The organism is Rickettsia akari str. Hartford (assembly GCF_000018205.1).
GTDB classification, from domain to species: domain Bacteria; phylum Pseudomonadota; class Alphaproteobacteria; order Rickettsiales; family Rickettsiaceae; genus Rickettsia; species Rickettsia akari.
Map to the genome: position 1 here is coordinate 1,089,054 of NC_009881.1, position 18,499 is coordinate 1,107,552.

Consider the following 18,499-nt stretch of genomic DNA (forward strand, 5'->3'; position numbering starts at 1 on the left):
CGGGATGACAAAGGTGAAGTTGGTCCACGCAACAATGCCTTGCGTGGAGAGAAGCTTTGTTGCAATCTAGTTTTAATTTCATGAGATTGCCACGCTCCTTACAGTTGCTCGCAATGATGGAAAATCAGTCCATGCGGGCAATGCCTTCTCACAATGACAACAAAACAACGAACATAAAGAATACTCAAAGTGTTAAAAAAATATTTACTATTTTTCTTATTTTCATTTTGCTCATTTAATGTACAGGCATCTATTTGGGGTGATATAGCCGATTGTCTTAGCGATCCATGTAATTGCGGACAAAGTGATAGAACTGAAACTTGGAATAGAGGCAGCAAAAATGAAGTGACAAGAGGACCTTTTAAGTCAGGCGCATTATGTCCTCCTTGGAATAAAAGCGACGGTCGCGATCATGATACTTGTTTATTAAAATTTGATTACCCAGGTACATTTATCGGGTTTTTACTTAATAGATGTGCGGAAGAAGCCCCTGATAGTAGTTACTTTACTCCAAAAATTCGTATTAGAGTTCAAAGCTGTAATGCCGCAGCTTGTTGGCACCAAAACTCTACTTTAAATTGGGATGGAGAATGTGTATTATGGCCTACAGGTTACGGTCTGCCTCTAACTAGAGTCTGTGCTAGAGTTGCCGTACCGGATATGCCTCCACCTCCAGGAATAAACGCCACACCTTCCCCTGCAGATCCAGGTTATACTGATGGAGTACATCTCAATAAAGTCGGTTATACAGAAACTGATAATAAGATAATCGGTGTAGACGGAAAAATAGTTACTTTAAAATCTCCTAAACTTTGTGCTTATAGCGACCCTGGACTTGTTAACCTTGTTTCAGATTCCGGTGTACATCTTGATCCAATGGACTGGAATCCTAATCGTCAACCTCTTCATCAAACTAACGAACTTAGCCCTATTGCAAAAGTATTAAAGTTTTTAGTTGAAACTGTAAAAGGAGCAAGTTTACCAAGTTTATTAGGGCAGCTTCTTGGTATGCTAGATCAAAATTCAGAATTCATAAAAGTACTTCAATCAATACTTAACGCAATAGGAGAGGTTTTTAATTTTTTCCCGAGTTTAATAATAAAAGTTATTGAAGCACTTGGATCATTAAACGGTGCTGTAGATAGCTATTCTTTTGGTTGTGTACAATTACCTTTAGGACCTTTTCCACCACCATATTGCCCAAATTTAGATTATATTAGTATTAATGCTAATGCTCATAATATATGTAGCATAAAAAATACCCCAGAGGATATTCAGAAAGGAAAACCTGTATTTAAACAATCTTCAACTGTGCCTCCTTGTGTAGTATCAAATGTTAACAACAATATTGTTAATAATACCATACGTGTTAGCTTTAGCAATCTTGTTCCGCTGTGCACGAGTGCTACCTCTGATCTCAAGACTTGTGTAGAACCACGTAATATAGATTTTCTTTCAGCAAAAATTACTCATACTAATACGGCTTTTAAAGATTTAATTAAATCGTGTAAGAATACTTCAGGAGGAACTCCATGTATTAATACAGAAATTGCTACGCCATGTAGTGTTACGGCTAACGGTTGTAATGAGGGATTTAGAATAGTATATTCGCAGAAAATTGGAAATGTAGAAACACCTAGCGATTATTACATAGAGGATATACCGGACTGTCCAAGTTCTAGTTCAACTACCTGCCAAAAAGTATGGGGAGTTAATATAGGTGAATTTAAGGATGTAAGCGTAAAGTTTCCTAAGGTACAAGGGCAAGATATAAATAGCTTACTACCTATAAAGACAGATGTCACCCTAAAAGACAATAACGGTAAAGATAGAAAACTTTATGTCTCTATTAGTAATACCGAAGACGATAAGCAAAATCCTAATAATATTTGCTTATTTGAGTCCGGTAATTTAATAGATTGCGTACCGAGAGTAAATCATTCTTATAGTCTAGCTACTTATGAATGTTCAAGACAATATGCCGGCATTACTTGTACTAATCACAATGCCAACGATGCTTATTATAAACCGCAATTCATTGCTTCACTGCAAGTAAGAGAGAAACAAACAGATGGTACTATTAACATTATAGATGAAACAAGCACTCTTGTAACACCGTTAGCATACGCCGGACCTCCACCTCCCAATCCAACGGACACAGAAAGTATAGTAATGCTTGCCGGTTATAAGTATAGTTCTTCTGTTGCGTTTATACCTAAAGATCCGCCAAAAGATCCAAAAAATGATAAATATATTGCTATGCCGTTTTCAGGAGAGAATGCTCTAAATCAGTTGACTATTCACGGTAAATATAAAGACGACAAAGAACCTTATGATAGTAATGGAAAACCTGATTCAAGTGCGGTATATTTAAAATATTTAGAATATTTAAATGGTAAATATATCCAAGGTGGAACGCATGCCTGCTTGATGCCGAAAAATTTCCAACATTGTAATCCTATGCCGATTCCTACTTTACCTGATGGATCATCTATTCCAGGTTACAATAATGACTCAATAAATTGTGTACTTGCTAAACTAAATAACAACAATACTATAAATTGTAAGAATTTTAAAAATACATATAGCATTAAATATCCAAATCTTGGTTTATGCAGCAAAGATATAAATACAAGTAGCTGTACTCTAAAAGAAACAGTGGAAGGTATTACTATTTATGCTTGCAATATAAATAATATTCCAAGTAACTGCTATACTAATAATAATAGCCCTAATACTCCAGTATGTGTTTTAAGTAGGGATTATAAAGATAGAATCGAGCCAGGACCTGACAAAGGACCAACATTAGTACCATTAGATGATCCTTTTAAATATTATACAGTGAAATATACAGCAGGAGATGAAAACCATCCTCCAGAGCCGACATATAAAGCTGAAACTGAGGATGTACGAGATAAAACTTGGCAAGAGCTAGGTCTTTGTGCTCCTATATTAGTACCTACTTGTGCTAAAATTCCTAGCACAGCTGATGCTCCTTCCGGTAGCACCCACGGTAATGCAGAATGGGATGAAAGCGATATAGGAGAACTTGCAATAGGAAGATGCCCGACGAATTGGATAGTTATTGATCCTAGTAAACCTTTAGAACGCCATTGTTTATCATACTTTGATAGAAAAGTTGTTGAATTCGAACCTTTAGGTCCAAATGTCGGATGTAGAGAATCTACAGGATTGCCTATAAAAGTTAGTTATAACGGCTTTCCATCAAATCAATTACATGAGATTCCTTATAATCCGGTAACTAAAATAGGTGACTATATCTTAAACAAAAAACCGGTACAACAGGGAAGCATTATGTCATTTCCAAAGGATGGGACATTTATAGATGCAACAAATGAACCGGGCAATACAATATTACATACTGTAGAATTCAAAGTAACTTTAGATATGATAATTGATGATATTGAGTATTTTAGAATAGAAGATTTATGGTACGATGATTGCACATTAATATATGTCAATGGCACAAAGCTACTTAGTCTTCCTACTGACGTTGATTCTCTAGATGAGAAAAGGTACTGTAATTATGGAAATGACCAAAATCAAGCATTACAAGCTAAAGTTGATAATCAACCTATTAGTGCAAGAAATCCTATTAATATTAAACCTTATTTAAAACAAGGAGAAAATACTATAAGATTCCAGCTAAGAGTTATTTTTGGTGGTGGACTATATTTCCACATGCAATATAAAATGAAGAGATAGGTAAATGAGTTGGATTATTTTTTATACGGTAATCGCTGCTTTACTGATTCTTGATTTGGGAATAGTACACAAGAACAATACCATAGTGAGCTTTAAAAAAAGCGTACTGTTTAGTCCTTTCTATTTTGTAATAGCTTGTTTATTCGGTATCTATGTTTACTATAATACAGGGGCAGACCATGCTCGTGAATATTATACTTGCTTTCTCATTGAGAAAGCTATGTCCCTTGATAATATTTTTATTATCTCTATTATTTTCCAATTTTTTAAAATTCCCGGGAAATATCAACATCGTGTCTTATTTTTTGGTATAATAGGCGTAATAATATTCAGAGCAATAATGATTTATGGTGGTATTATTCTTATAAATAAATTTGCCTGGTTATTATATATTTTTGCCGTAATACTTATTGCTACAGGTATAAAAACTTTCTATGTATCACATAAAACTTTTGATATACAAAATTCTTATATTTACAAGTCAATAATAAAAAATCTAAATATTACCACTAATATTGAAGGGGATAAATTTGTTGTTAAACGTAATAATAAACTATATTTTACTCCCCTTTTTATATCGTTAGTGCTTATAGAAGCAATAGATTTAGTCTTTGCTATAGATAGTATACCGGCAATATTTGCAATTACTAATGATGTTTATATAATTTATACTTCAAATATTTTTGCTATTTTAGGGCTTAGAGCATTATTCTTTTGTTTAGCAGAAATTGTAGAACGTTTCAGTTATATAAAACATTCTTTGGCTTTAATTTTAATATTTATCGGCTTTAAGATATTTATTCATCATTATATAGCAATTCCGGCATACGTGTCGCTCACTGTAACTATTACTTTATTACTGTTTGGTATAATTGCTTCAATAATTAGAAAAAATATGATTGACCATTAATAAAGTGGATATATAATATTTTTTATTTTTTAGGCAATTGTAATGATAAAATTACTAAAATTATTTTTTATTACTATTATCATTTTTAATCACATTGCTTTTGCAAAAGAAAGAGGGGTCTATATAGGAGCAGCAGGAGGAATAGTTGAACCGGTCGTTAGTAAATTCCGACATAAACGCTCAAATACCGAAATAATTTTAAAAAAAACAAGTATGTATAGCGGGAAAATAGGCTATATAATATATCCACAGATAGCTATTGAATTCTCCGCAACTTATCAACCTAAATATCGTATGCATTACATATTACCTCAGCAAAATTTAAGTAATGGTCTCACTATTCATAAAACCCAAGGTAATACTACATTATTATCAAATATATATATGCTAAATCTTATTTATGATTTGGAACAAATCAAAACTTTCACACCTTTTGTAATACTTGGAGGTGGAATAGCACAAGTAAAAGTTAAGCCTACCTCCCATAGGTGGAGTGTTATAAATTGTGATTATTTTACAGTAAGAAGAACTCATAAAAATTGCGTTGCTTGGCAAGCAGGTCTTGGAATTTCACAAGATGTAACTTCAAATTTAAGTATTGATGCAACAGCAAAATTACAAACGGCATATAGAGTAATAATTAGTTATGATACGCTTGATATGAAAACAGGGAAATTCGTGCCGGCAAATCATATCAAAAAAACTATAGCAGTTGGGGAATTTGGCATAGGATTTACTTATAGATTGCCATTTTAATAATTCTGTGAAATATTTATATGAAAGCATCGTCGACGTCATTGCAAGGAAAGTGCCTAACAATTGACGAAGCAATTTCAGGATATTTGACGAGATTGCCACGTCACTTCGCTCCTCGCAATGACGTTATGATACATACAAAAATCAACTATATAAGGAAAAAATATGTCCACAAAAGCCGCTAACTCTTCTTCTACCACTAATGGTCATGATAAGACATCAGAAACTACCAAACATGTTCTGAATGGTGCGGTTTCAAATCATAACACTTATGATGAAGTGCCGTATGAAAGCTACCCATATGCTCTTACAACTCCTTATCACTTAAATACACTTGCAACTCTTTTCGGTGTAAATGCTCCTGAAGTCGAGAATGCAAAAATATTAGAGCTTGGTTGTGCAGCAGGCGGTAATTTAATACCACACGCAGTTCTTTATCCCAAAGCTCATTTTGTTGGTGTGGATTTGTCTAAGGTACAAATTGACGCAGCAAATAAAAATGTTAAAGCACTAGGATTAAAAAATATAGAGTTCTATCATTGTTCAATAACCGATATTGATGATTCTTTCGGTAAGTTTGATTATATAATTTGCCATGGAGTAATTTCTTGGGTACCAAAAACCGTTAGAGATAAAATTTTTGAAGTTTGTAATAAAAACCTTACTTCAAATGGCATAGCATATATTAGCTATAATACCCTCCCTGGCTGGAATATGGTCCGTACTATCAGAGATATGATGATGTATCATTCTAGCGCATTTGCAAATGTCCGTGATAGAATAGCTCAATCTAGATTATTACTAGAATTTGTTAAGGATAGCCTAGAAAACTCTAAAACTCCTTATGCAGAGGTATTAAAAACCGAATCAGGGTTACTTGCTAAACAAACCGATCATTATTTACGTCATGATCATCTAGAAGAAGAAAATGCTCAATTCTATTTTCATGAATTTATGAATGAAGCAAGAAAGCACAATTTACAATATTTAGCCGATTGTAATCTTTCGACTATGTATCTCGGTAATATGCCTCTGAAAGTAGTAGAGAAGTTAAAAGAGGTGAACGATATAGTTAGAACTGAACAATATATGGATTTCATTACGAATCGTCGTTTTAGAACCACTTTACTATGTCATAGTGATGTGAAAATTAATAGAAATATTAACAATGATGATATAACGAAATTTAATATGATCTTTAATATAGTGCCTGAAAAACCACTCAAAGAAGTAGACATGAATAATGCTTCCGAAAATTTAAAATTCTTCTTAAACGGTAATCAAGACTCTAACTTAACAACTAGTTCGCCTTATATGAAAGCTATTTTGTATACTTTCAGCGAAAATCTAAATAATCCGTTAAGCTTTGAGAAAATAACCGCTGAAGCTAATAAAAAGCTACATAATACTAAACTAAACGAAATCAAAGCTGAGCTTTTAAATAATGCAATGAAGCTAGTACTACAAGGTTATATTAGTATTACAAATCAGAAACATAGAAATAACCCTGAGCTTGATAGGCCTAAAACAACAAAAATGGTCATACATCAAGCAACCAATACACCTTCTATGTGGGTCACAAATTTAAAACATGAACCGATCGGCGTTAATTTCTTTGAGAAGTTTGCACTTAGATATATGGACGGTAAACACGATAAAAAAGCAATCATTGATGCTATACTGGGTCATGTAGAAAAAGGCGAGCTAACTTTAAGTAAAGAAGGTCAAAAAGTAGAAAATAAAGAAGAAATACGCAAAGCACTAGGAAGCTTATTTACTCCGATGATCGAGAAGTTTTCTTCTAATGCTTTGTTGGTTTAATGTGTTATTGCATTCCCGCTTTCGCGGGAATCCAGAAAAAACTATAAATACAACAAATTTTTGAAATTAACAGCTAGATTTATCTCGCTTTATGCTGGATTCCCGCCTACACGGACATGACATAGGTAACGATGCAAGCGATATTCAAAAACACAAAAATAACTTATGCCCATATTTTTTTATTTATTTGCAACATTAATAACTATTAGTAGCTTATGCGTTGTTTTAAGCAAAAATTCCATATATTCGGTATTATGTTTAATTTTTACATTTATCAACGGTGCAGGACTTATGATTTTGCTTGGAGCAGAATTTTTAGCTATGATTCTTATAGTCATTTATGTTGGAGCTGTAGCAGTGTTGTTCTTATTTGTGATAATGATGCTAGATATGCATTTTAATAAGACAATAACGCAGTTAAAAGAAAATTTAGCTTTAAGTATTTTTATAGCTTTAATTATGTTTTGTGATTTAATAATAATTATTTTACTTGGTACTAAAAACATTAATTTTAGCTCAGATATATCATTTGCCATCACAAATAATATCTCAAATACTAAAGCGATAGGTAACGTGCTTTACACTAACTTTATGCTACCGTTTCAAATGGCTGGTCTTATTTTATTTGTCGCTATGATTGCATGTATTACGTTAACACTAAAAAAACGTGAGGGAGTAAAACATCAAGATATTACAAAACAACTCTCCCATAATAAAGGTAATGTTGTATTGATGACAAAGCCTACTCTAAATAAAGGTGTCGAGAATATTAAATATGAATGAATATATTTCGCTTAATCATTATTTAATCTTAAGCAGCTTAGTTTTTACTATTGGGATGTTTGGATTATTTATGCATCGCAAAAATATTATCAATATATTAATGTCCATTGAGTTAATGCTGCTCGCAGTTAACATAAATTTTGTTACATTTTCCGTATATATGCAAGAATTATCGGGACAAATTTTTAGTATTATAATCTTAACTGTAGCAGCTGCCGAAACCTCAATAGGGCTTGCAATATTACTAATATATTTCCGTAATAAAGGCTCAATTGAAATCACTGACATTAATCAGATGAGGGGGTGAGATGTATCAAAATCTTGCCATGATGATCATCATGTTACCGCTTGCATCTAGCGTAATAAACGGATTATTTTTAAAGTTAATAGATAAAAATTTAGCTCAAATAATTGCAACAGGTTTTTTGTCATTATCTGCCTTATTCTCATTAATAATATTTTGCGATGTGGGTTTAGGCGGGAATATAATCCATATTCAGTTATTACCATGGATTGAGGTTGGAAATTTTAAAGTAAATTGGTCGATTTATATCGATCAGCTCACTAGCATAATGTTTGTAGCAGTAACATGGGTGTCAAGCGTCGTGCATATTTACTCGCTTGGCTATATGGCGGAGGATAAGGGAATTGTACGTTTTTTGTCTTTTCTTTCTTTGTTCACCTTTTGTATGTTAATGCTAGTATCAGCAGATAATTTCTTACAATTATTTTTCGGCTGGGAGGGCGTCGGGGTTTGCTCATATTTACTAATCGGATTTTGGTATTCAAAAGAATCAGCCAATAAAGCAGCGATTAAAGCTTTTGTTGCAAATAGAGTCGGCGATTTTGCTTTTATCTTGAGCGTAATAACGATTATTGTTTATTGTGGTTCAGCAAATTATAAAGATGTATTTGCATCTGCAGAGTTACTATCTAATACAAAAATATTTTTACATTTTTCCATTCTAGACATTATTTGCTTTTTATTATTCATCAGTTGTATGGGTAAATCTGCACAGATCGGTTTACATGTATGGCTGCCTGATGCGATGGAAGGACCAACTCCCGTATCCGCACTTATTCACGCAGCAACTATGGTAACAGCGGGAGTATTCTTAGTAGCACGCTGCTCTTATGTGTTTGAATATAGCCCTTTAGTTCTACAATTTATTACAATGATAGGTGGCATTACTTGTCTTTTTGCCGCAAGCATTGCTATTATGCAAAGCGATATCAAAAAAATTATTGCTTACTCTACCTGTAGTCAGCTTGGTTATATGTTTATGGCTTGCGGGGTATCTGCCTATAATAGCGGGATATTTCACTTAGTAACTCACGCATTTTTTAAAGCCTTATTATTTTTATCAGCGGGCAGTGTAATACACGCAGTTCATGAGCAAGATATTTTTAAAATTGGTGATTTAAGAAATAAAATGCCGGTAACTTACGGAAACTTCTTAATCGGTTCACTCGCATTAATAGGAATTTATCCCCTTGCAGGGTTTTACTCTAAAGATTCGATTTTAGAATCAGTGTATAGTAGTGGCTCGTTTATGTTTATTTTTGGAATAGCAGCAGCAATACTTACCGCTATTTATTCAATGAAGATTATTATGTTGGTATTTCATGGTAAAACTAAACTAGCAAAAGATGTTTTTGAGCATGCCCATGAACCGGCTAAAATAATGCATAATCCTCTTATATTACTTGTTGCTGGGAGCTTTTTTAGCGGTATGATCGGCTATTATTTACTTTCTATGGACAAACCAAACGGCTATTTCCATGACAGTCTATTTCATTTACATATTTATAAACTACTAATTAGCCACCCGCCTTTATATATTAAGCTACTACCTATGGCAGTTGGTATAATTGGGATTGTTATTGGGATTTGGATATTTTCATTGTCATCCCGCGAGCTTGTAGTGGAATCTAATAAAAATAAAAACAACTGGATCCAGTGGTCAAGCCACGGGATCACACCCATTGGATTAATTGCCAACATACTAAGAAATAAATATTACTTCGACGAGATATATAATTTCTTAATTGTTAAGCCTACTAACTGTTTAGCCTATTTATTTTATCTTGGTGACCAAAAAATAATCGATCGTTTTGGACCGAATGGTTTTTCACGCGTTGTTAGTTGCTTTAGCGTTCTTACCGGAAAAACACAAACGGGATATGTTTTTAATTATGCTTTGTATATAGTATTATTTATTGTTGTAACAATTAGTTATTTTGTTTGGAAAGGCTTTGAGTGTCATACCGTTGCTTGACAACGGGGTCCAGTTAAAAATACTAAATTATTAGTATTTTTAGTTGTTTGTTTGATACTGTGGTCAAGCCTCAGTATGACATCGAATGCGTTTTTCGATCCAAGTAAGAATGATATATACTACTAAAAAAACTTATAAAATCTTAAAAGAATGTTAGAATTACCTATTATATCTATCAGTATTTTTCTGCCGCTAATAAGCGTGCTATATATTTTGCTGTTTATGAGTCAAAGTAAAAAGACGGATAAATCGATATATGTAATGTATGTGGCGGTGCTTAGTTCTGTTTTAACATTCATCTCAACTATCTATATTTTAATAGAGTTTAACTCCTCAAATCCTGCTTATCAATTTGTTGAACGCTACGCTTGGCTTGATAAAATCGGGCTTGAATTTCATGTTGGTGTTGACGGTATATCAATATTTTTTGTTGCTCTAACTTCTTTTCTTACTCTTGTTTGTATAATCGGAAGCTTATTTACCATTAAAAAATATATTAAAGAATATTTAGTATGTTTTTTATTAATGGAATCTTTTTGTATAGGAGCATTTACCTCAGTAAATTTATTATTATTCTATCTCTTTTTTGAAGCAATATTAGTGCCGATGTATATCATTATAGGCGTATGGGGTGGCGAGAACAGAATATATGCGGCTCTTAAATTCTTCTTATATACTTTCTTCGGCTCGGTATTTTTCTTACTTTCATTAATTTATATTTACAGTAAAATTCATAGTTTTGATTTAACTTATATTCCTGAACTTACTGATAATATTCCGTTATTTGCTCAGCAAATTTTATGGTGGGCTATCTTTATAGCCTTTGCCATTAAAATCCCTATGATTCCGGTGCATACTTGGCTACCTGACGCACACGTACAAGCTCCAACTAGCGGCTCGGTTATTCTTGCTGGTATTCTGATAAAACTTGGCGGTTACGGTTTTTTAAGAGTATTACTACCGCTACTCCCAAGTGTATCACAAGAATTTGCAATTTACGTAATTTACCTTAGCATTATTGCTATAATATATGCTTCCCTTGTTGCTCTTGCTCAAAAAGATATGAAGAAGATGATAGCCTATTCATCAATTGCACATATGGGATATGTTACGATAGGTATTTTTAGCTTTACTGACGCCGGGGTTAATGGAGCAATATTTCAGATGCTTAGCCATGGAGTGATTTCCTCATGCCTATTCTTAATAGTCGGTACTTTGTACGAAAGATTACACACTAAAGAAATAGCTAAATACGGCGGTGTAGCAAGTAAAATGCATGTGCTTGCCACATTTTTTATGATTGCAATGCTTGGCTCTGTCGGCCTGCCAGGTACTAGCGGATTTATTGGAGAATTTTTAAGCTTGCTTGGGACGTATAAGGTGAATGTAGCAGCAACTTGTGTAGCGGCTCTCGGCATAATCATTGGGGCGGTTTATATGCTGAAATTATATAAAGAAATTATGCTTGGTGAAATTACCAATAAAGAAATTATGCATTTCAGAGATTTATATAAATATGAAATAATCTCAATAGCTCCTTTAATATTATTAATTATTTACTTTGGTCTAATGCCGAGTTCTATTCTAAATGTATTTAGTTTTTCGGTGAAGAATTTATTGGTTAAATTTTAATTGCTTACAAAAAATATAAATGCTACTCTAATTATAGAACTTAAAAGTGAGTTCTATATAGCAAAAGATGCTAATAAAGTAACAGGCATAGATATAGTCATGTAGTAAATCCTGAGGCATCAAATCATAAGGAAGCTTTAAGAAATGCTCGTGACAAACTTGGAATTTGTCATAATAATCAACAAAATAATACAGAATTAACTGGGGGCTACACCAGAAGAGCATCATGAAAATTAAATTTATTGAAAAGCAACAGATATAATACCGTGGTCAAGCCACAGTATCCATAAAAGCAAGGCAAACTACTAATCATTTTACTAGATACCGTGGCTTGACCACGGTATGACAGAGACATGCTATCACTTCATCAATTACAATTTAATATAGAACAAAGAAATTTATTTGATCTATGTATCACTTTTCTTCCTTCTTCTATCACCTATATAAAAGGAGCTAATGGTTGTGGTAAAAGCTCACTACTGCGAATGATAGCAGGAATTATGCAACCAAGTAATGGTAATATCTACTATAAAAATAGTAATATTAACAATATCCATAAACCTTACTGCACTTATATCGGTCATAATTTAGGTCTAAAACTCGAAATGACTGTTTTTGAAAATCTAAAATTTTGGTCGGAAATTTATAATTCTGCCGAAACTATATACGCCGCTATTCATTACTTCAAATTACAAGATTTATTAGATGAAAAATGCTATAGTTTGTCTAGTGGGATACAGAAAGTCATAGCCGTATCAAGGCTTATTGCTTGCCAATCTGACTTATGGCTACTTGATGAAGTTGAAACTAACTTAAGTAAAGAAAATAGGGATTTATTAAATAATCTAATTGTCATGAAAGCAAATAGCGGCGGTATTGTTCTTCTATCATCTCATCTAGAAAGTTCTATAAAATCTGCACAGACATTACAACTTGATTCATTAGTAGACTTCTTTCCTAACTTGCAATGGTAAATTGCACGTCGCGACCCGGTACTAGAATTCTCACGTTACTTGCGTGTAGGCTGCAGTTCGAGGTGAAGTATCTCATTCAAAAATTCCTTCTTATTAGCTACGTTGTGCGAGAGGTATATTATTGTTTTGCATATTTTTATAAATCTTCCAATGTACAATACAAAATATAAGACTAACTATAATTCAAATTGAATAATTAATTATTGTACTTATACACGTGCTTTAGTAACTGCTATATATTCATTCTTACAACTAATTCTCTTTTCTTCTAGCTCTTTTTTGTAGGCAAGACTTTTTAATTGTTAATATAAATCTTTATCATATGATTTTAGCTTTAAATATTGCTCATCATTAGTACTATATTTATGAGTTCCTCTTTATTAGTATATTCCGGTAGGAAATAATGTAATGAATGCATTAAATGTAATAGAGAGCGTTATCCAATAAAACTATAGTAGTAACAAAGCAAACTACCATACTATAAATCTGTTTTATAATTATTTACAATTAAGAGAGCTTTATCTCACTTTATGCTGAATTCCTGCTTGCGCAGGAATGACATAGAGTAAAAACTATCCAGTAATATAGCAATTTACCTATACTCATAATCCTTATGTAGCTTACTAGCGAGTGCCTGCTCCCATCTATCGCCGTTTTGCAGTAATCTTTCTTTATCATAAATAAGTGCGGCATGAGTTAGGCTTGCAAACTCAAAATTAGGACCTTCAACTATCGCATCTACTGGGCAAGCTTCTTGACACAACCCACAATAAATGCATTTTGTCATGTCTATATCATAACGTGTTGTACGCCTACTGCCGTCTTCTCGTTCGTCCGCTTCAATTACTATTGCTTGTGCCGGACAAATCGCCTCGCAAAGCTTACAAGCAATACAACGCTCTTCCCCGCTTTCATAGCGACGCAGTGCATGCTCACCCTTAAATCTAGGGCTAACATGGCTTTTTTCATAAGGATAATTTATGGTAACTTTGGGCTTAAAGAAATACTTTAAGGTCAAAGACATTCCCCTTATTATCTCATATAGAAAAAATGATTTTAAATAGTTTATCATAAAAAATATATATTAACGATCTATGGCTTTGTTGCAGCTTCTATGTCATTCCCGCCTACGCAGGAATGACATAGAAGCAGCAACAAAGCCATAGATCGTTAATATATATTTTTTATGATAAACTATTTAAAATCATTTTTTCTATATGAGATAATAAGGGGAATGTCTTTGACCTTAAAGTATTTCTTTAAGCCCAAAGTTACCATAAATTATCCTTATGAAAAAAGCCATGTTAGCCCTAGATTTTAAGGGTGAGCATGCACTGCGTCGCTATGAAAGCGGGGAAGAGCGTTGTATTGCTAAAAAAGTGTTTTTACCTCTAACTTTATTTTGGGTGGTGTTAGTGTCAAGTGTACTTTTTTACACTGATAATTTGCCGAATGTTTGAGAAAGTTATTATTATAATTAATTTCTAGCTAAAACCGGTATTGTTGCTGCTTCTATGTCATTCCCGCCTACGCAGGAATGACATAGAAGCTGCAACAATACCGGTTTTAGCTAGAAATTAATTATAATAATAACTTTCTCAAACATTCGGCAAATTATCAGTGTAAAAAAGTACACTTGACACTAACACCACCCAAAATAAAGTTAGAGGTAAAAACACTTTCCAGCCGAGTCGCATTAATTGATCATAGCGATATCTTGGCAACGTCGCTCTAATCCATAAAAAGCAGAACAATAAGAACCCAACCTTAAATACAAACCAAAAGAATCCTGGAATACAATCTAACCATGATATATTAAAGGGCGGTAAATAACCTCCTAAAAAGAAAGTGGTAGTCATTGCACTCACTAATATCATATTAGCATACTCACCTAGGAAGAATAAAGCAAATCCCATAGAGGAATATTCAACATTATAGCCTGCGACTAATTCCGATTCTGCTTCAGGTAAATCAAAAGGTAACCTATTTGTTTCGGCAAGTACCGAGATAAAGAACACGATGCCCATAGGTAGTAGCATTAAATCAATCCACCACGGCATTGTTCTTTGTGCTTCAATAATCCCACTTAAATTGAGAGTACCGGTAGTAAGTAACACAGTAATAATAACGAATCCCATGGATACTTCATAAGAAATCATTTGGGCCGAGGAACGTATAGCACCAAGAAATGCATATTTTGAGTTACTAGCCCAACCAGCAATAATAATGCCGTAAACGCTTAAAGAGGATATAGCAAGAATATATAAAACACCGACATTAATATCTGCAAGAACTACGCCCTTTGAAAACGGTATAACTGCCCAACCGATTAAACTTAATATAAAAGTTATCATCGGTGCTAAAATAAATAATATTTTATCGGCATTGATTGGAATTATCGGTTCTTTGAATAAAAGCTTAACCGCATCAGCAATAGGCTGAAGTAATCCAAATGGACCCACAACATTCGGTCCACATCGTAACTGCATTAATCCAATAACACGACGTTCTGCATATGTTAAATACGCAACACATAAAATTAAAGGGATAGTGATCGCCACCACCTTTAGAGCGATGATAATTAACGGAAAAATATATTCAAAAAAGAAGTCTGTCATCATGTTATTTAATTGTCATACAACCGTCATTGCGAGGAGCAACGCGACGTGGCAATCCAGAAAAAGATTTAAAAATGCTGTAAATCAGAATTTTTTACTGGATTGCTTCGTCAATTACTTACGTAATTCCCGCGCAATGACGACTCTTTATGCTACCTCCCTACTTCTTGCTTCCTTAGCCTCTACGCACTTAGCCATAGTGACCGAGTTTTTGCTAATTACGTCAGTCATGTAATAATTACTAGGCTCCATAGTTATAGGCTCTTTTGATAACTTATCTTGAGAGCTAAATTTAGCAAATTTACTCTCTACAATTTTATCAATATTAGCAAATATCTTATATTCTTTAGCAAGTTTGGCTCTTACTTCTTGTAAATCACGCATTCCGATATCTAGTTTCAGATAACCGGCAAGCTCTTTAATAATTTCTATATCTTCTTTAGCTGTTCCTACAAGCGATACTGCTTTTTCTGCTATTTGCGGTCTTCCTTCTAAATTTACGTAAATTCCGCTCTGCTCTGTATAAGCAGCAGCAGGTAAAATTACATCAGCATTTGCAGCACCTGAATCCCCATGATGTCCTTGATATACTATAAAAGCCGATTTCAGCTTATCAAATGAGACGGCGTCCGCTCCAAGCAGATAAGCGAGTTCCAGTTCATCAAGCTTAATAGGATTATTCAAACCAACGTCAAGACCGCCAACTATCGAAGCATGATTATACAATATATTAAAGCCATTCCAATCATCACGCATAATATTATATTCAGCCACTATCTTATGGATAAGCGACAATATAGCATATCCGTCATCTCTTGCATATACGCCATCACCTACTATAATCATCGGATATTTTACTGCTTTTAAAGCTTTCGTAAACTCATGAGCACCAATAGCTAGCTCCTCAATAATCTTAATATCACTTCCTAGATCCTGAATTCTATAAGTTTGGTTATGTCCTTCACCTATTCTTGCTACTTTTAATGAACCGGCACGCACTTTTTGTCCTATTCGGCTATTTAACACCGGAGCTATCTGCCTTGGATTTGCTCCGATTAGTAAACATAAATCAGCCTTTTTGACGCCGACAATAGTTGTATTAAATAAGTAGTTTCCTCGCTGCGTAGTATCTATTTTATAGTTAAACTGATTAACACTATAATTATTACAGCCAAGCTTTTGCATTAATGTTTTCAGCATAAACATTGCTTCAACAGAAGCAAGAGAACCTGCAATAGCAGCAATTTTCTCCGGTTTTACGGATTTAATTTTATCCGCTATCGTCTTTAAGGCTTCAATCCAACTAGCCTCTACTAACTTACCGTTTTTTCTGATATAAGGACGATCTAAACGCTGATATTTCAAACCGTCATAACTAAAACGGTTTTTATCAGAAATCCATTCCTCATTTATTTCTTCATTAATACGAGGCAATATTCTCATTACCTCATCGCCTCTACTATCTATACGAATATTGGAACCTTCGGCATCATGTACGCCAATGCTAGCAGTATGTTTTAGTTCCCATTTACGAGCTTTAAATGCATAAGGTTTGGAATTTAAAGCACCAACCGGACAAATATCTATCATATTACCGGAAATTTCAGAATCGAGTGTTTGCTCTAAATATGAAGTTACCTCCATATGCTCGCCACGATGGATAGCGCCCATTTCTTCTATTCCGGCTATATCATTTGCAAATCTAATACATCTTGTGCATTGTATACATCTAGTCATCGCTGTTTTAATCAGAGGTCCCATATATTTATCTTTAATAGATCTCTTATTTTCATGGAATCTATTAGTACCTTTGCCGTATCTAAAAGCCTGATCCTGCAAATCACACTCACCTCCTTGGTCACAAATAGGGCAATCTAAAGGATGGTTAATAAGTAAAAACTCCATCACCCCTTCACGTGCTTTTTTTACCATAGGTGTATCAGTGTGAATAACCATACCGTTACTTACCGGCATTGCACAAGAAGCTATAGGCTTTGGTGATTTTTCCATTTCAACCAAACACATACGGCAATTACCGGCGATTTTTAAACGCTCATGATAACAAAAATGAGGAATTTTTTTACCTGCTTGTGTACATGCCTGATAAACGGTGCTACCTTCTGATATTTCTATTTCAAAACCGTCTACGTTCAGTTTTATCATCTTATTTTATCCAATAAGTCATAGGGTTTGGGTATGTCTGATCCTCTATCATATATTTAAAACCTATGGCGACACGCAGTACATACCAAACAGCGAGTGCAAAATATAGTACTACTCCAATAATGATAAACGTAAATATGAAACATACAATCCACCCCAATACCCCAAGGCAAAAAGTACGAAATAACAACACATAATGACTAGTAGCAAAGTTGTCACCTTTATCTTTATTGAGATATGCAAAAAATACTCCAATTAACGGTAATATCGGTGCTACTATCCCACATAGATATAATATATATACCACAATTAGGTTCTTCTTACCACTCTCGGTATATTCTTTAAGATGCTTGTCCATATACTTTTCCTTTTTTACTGCTCAATTTCATCTTTTAATCTTTGTATTTCTTTCATAGGTAATTCGGTAATTTCATGAATTTCTTCTATAGATTCTGTTCTCATTAACATCTTGTGTGCTATTTTTTCCATAGCTTTCTCTGCGCCTCTTTCTTCAACCCTTTTAACATCACTAGCTTCAATTCTCAACCAATTTAAGCGGTTTTCATATTCTTCTCTTTCTTCATCACTTAAATTTATTACTTCAAGCACATTTAATACTTTCTTGAGCTCTTTACTGTTGAATTTCTTTAGGAAGCTTATCTTTATTTAGCAAATCATTTCTAGTTAAAAAAACAACCCATATATCTAAAGCATTCTTTACTTTTTGTTACTATATCTGATAGTTCTTCTTTGATGTTATCAGCAAACTTATTGAGTTCTATAGTGTGTAGCCCTATATCCTTAAAATATTTTAAACCGGTTTCATTTTCTTGCAAC

At 33.7% G+C, this 18,499-nt stretch carries 15 protein-coding genes and 1 pseudogene; 10 read left to right on the forward strand and 6 right to left on the reverse strand.

Translation table 11 applies throughout. The features are described 5' to 3' along the window. Nucleotides 1–189: 189 nt before the first annotated feature. From A1C_RS05445 to ccmA, 9 genes are all read left to right on the forward strand, one after another. Complete coding sequence (locus tag A1C_RS05445) at nucleotides 190–3,726, forward strand: hypothetical protein (protein ID WP_012150079.1); 3,537 nt, start codon at nucleotides 190–192, stop codon at nucleotides 3,724–3,726. A 4-nt stretch (nucleotides 3,727–3,730) separates the two neighbouring features. Further along, nucleotides 3,731–4,636 carry a TerC/Alx family metal homeostasis membrane protein gene (locus tag A1C_RS05450; RefSeq protein WP_012150080.1) on the forward strand — a complete coding sequence of 302 codons (906 nt, stop codon included), beginning with the start codon at nucleotides 3,731–3,733 and terminating at the stop codon, nucleotides 4,634–4,636. 42 nt (nucleotides 4,637–4,678) lie between these two features. Further along, on the forward strand, nucleotides 4,679–5,392 hold the full coding sequence (locus A1C_RS05455) for an outer membrane protein (protein WP_012150081.1): 714 nt from the start codon (nucleotides 4,679–4,681) through the stop codon (nucleotides 5,390–5,392). Between the two features lie 165 nt (nucleotides 5,393–5,557). Continuing rightward, on the forward strand, nucleotides 5,558–7,213 hold the full coding sequence (locus A1C_RS05460) for a class I SAM-dependent methyltransferase (protein WP_012150082.1): 1,656 nt from the start codon (nucleotides 5,558–5,560) through the stop codon (nucleotides 7,211–7,213). Nucleotides 7,214–7,378: 165 nt separating this feature from the next. Further along, on the forward strand, nucleotides 7,379–7,996 hold the full coding sequence (locus A1C_RS05465; RefSeq protein ID WP_012150083.1) for an NADH-quinone oxidoreductase subunit J: 618 nt from the start codon (nucleotides 7,379–7,381) through the stop codon (nucleotides 7,994–7,996). Next, entirely contained in the window at nucleotides 7,989–8,303 is a 315-nt protein-coding gene (gene nuoK, locus A1C_RS05470; protein WP_012150084.1) for an NADH-quinone oxidoreductase subunit NuoK, read from the forward strand. The genes A1C_RS05465 and nuoK overlap by 8 nt, the downstream gene beginning before the upstream one ends. Before the next feature lie 31 nt (nucleotides 8,304–8,334). Beyond that, a complete protein-coding gene (gene nuoL / locus A1C_RS05475) occupies nucleotides 8,335–10,275 on the forward strand; it encodes an NADH-quinone oxidoreductase subunit L (protein ID WP_052290660.1) in 1,941 nt (646 codons plus the stop codon). A gap of 150 nt (nucleotides 10,276–10,425) precedes the next feature. Beyond that, nucleotides 10,426–11,907, forward strand: a complete 1,482-nt coding sequence (locus tag A1C_RS05480; protein ID WP_012150086.1) for an NADH-quinone oxidoreductase subunit M — start codon at nucleotides 10,426–10,428, stop codon at nucleotides 11,905–11,907. A 353-nt stretch (nucleotides 11,908–12,260) separates the two neighbouring features. After that, on the forward strand, nucleotides 12,261–12,881 hold the full coding sequence (ccmA, locus tag A1C_RS05485; RefSeq protein WP_012150088.1) for a heme ABC exporter ATP-binding protein CcmA: 621 nt from the start codon (nucleotides 12,261–12,263) through the stop codon (nucleotides 12,879–12,881). 592 nt (nucleotides 12,882–13,473) lie between these two features. On the opposite strand, the gene nuoI is transcribed toward ccmA, so the two are convergent. Then, nucleotides 13,474–13,953 carry an NADH-quinone oxidoreductase subunit NuoI gene (gene nuoI / locus A1C_RS05490; RefSeq protein ID WP_012150089.1) on the reverse strand — a complete coding sequence of 160 codons (480 nt, stop codon included), beginning with the start codon at nucleotides 13,951–13,953 and terminating at the stop codon, nucleotides 13,474–13,476. 114 nt (nucleotides 13,954–14,067) lie between these two features. Here nuoI and A1C_RS07365 point away from each other — a divergent pair. Beyond that, nucleotides 14,068–14,263, forward strand: a pseudogene (locus A1C_RS07365) (NADH-quinone oxidoreductase subunit NuoI); the annotation flags it as partial. Between the two features lie 216 nt (nucleotides 14,264–14,479). Here A1C_RS07365 and nuoH read toward each other — a convergent pair. The 5 genes from nuoH to A1C_RS08920 all read right to left on the reverse strand — a co-directional run bounded on the left by nuoH (nucleotide 14,480) and on the right by A1C_RS08920 (nucleotide 18,498). Further along, on the reverse strand, nucleotides 14,480–15,499 hold the full coding sequence (nuoH, locus tag A1C_RS05495; RefSeq protein WP_012150091.1) for an NADH-quinone oxidoreductase subunit NuoH: 1,020 nt from the start codon (nucleotides 15,497–15,499) through the stop codon (nucleotides 14,480–14,482). A gap of 147 nt (nucleotides 15,500–15,646) precedes the next feature. Beyond that, nucleotides 15,647–17,662 carry an NADH-quinone oxidoreductase subunit NuoG gene (gene nuoG, locus A1C_RS05500; RefSeq protein ID WP_012150092.1) on the reverse strand — a complete coding sequence of 672 codons (2,016 nt, stop codon included), beginning with the start codon at nucleotides 17,660–17,662 and terminating at the stop codon, nucleotides 15,647–15,649. A 1-nt stretch (nucleotide 17,663) separates the two neighbouring features. Further along, entirely contained in the window at nucleotides 17,664–18,020 is a 357-nt protein-coding gene (locus A1C_RS05505; protein ID WP_012150093.1) for a DUF4870 family protein, read from the reverse strand. Between the two features lie 14 nt (nucleotides 18,021–18,034). Further along, nucleotides 18,035–18,271: a hypothetical protein gene (locus tag A1C_RS08915; protein ID WP_012150094.1), complete on the reverse strand. Its 237-nt coding sequence runs from the start codon at nucleotides 18,269–18,271 to the stop codon at nucleotides 18,035–18,037. Between the two features lie 71 nt (nucleotides 18,272–18,342). Next, the gene (locus A1C_RS08920) at nucleotides 18,343–18,498 is read right to left on the reverse strand and encodes a hypothetical protein (protein ID WP_232279110.1); all 156 of its coding nucleotides are present in this window, start codon (nucleotides 18,496–18,498) and stop codon (nucleotides 18,343–18,345) included. Nucleotide 18,499 lies beyond the last annotated feature (1 nt).